A 277-nucleotide genomic window follows, 5' to 3' on the forward strand; every position below is an offset into this window, starting at 1 on the left:
CAGCAATTTCGGCTAAGTCACGAACAGTGGGAAGTTTATCTCCAGATTTTAATTGATTAGTCACAATCTGCAATTTAATAGTATTGCTGATTTGAATATAGATGGGGATGTTATTATCAAATTTCCAAGCCATAATCATTTCCTTTCTAGGATGACACCGTGTTTATGTCTTATCTTAATAATACAATAAACTATATAAATTAGCAAGAAAAATGTTTTGAATTTTTAAAAAATATTTTTGGATAAATATTTGATATAATAGAAGAAACATAAAAAG

The 277-nt window shown here is 26.7% G+C and carries 1 pseudogene; it reads right to left on the reverse strand.

The window, feature by feature from the left end:
• Window positions 1-133 (reverse strand): annotated as a pseudogene (locus tag C1E99_RS00340) (GntR family transcriptional regulator); the annotation flags it as partial.
• Window positions 134-277 lie beyond the last annotated feature (144 nt).

It is taken from the genome of Streptococcus suis, assembly GCF_002964045.1.
Taxonomy (GTDB): Bacteria; Bacillota; Bacilli; order Lactobacillales; family Streptococcaceae; genus Streptococcus; species Streptococcus suis_U.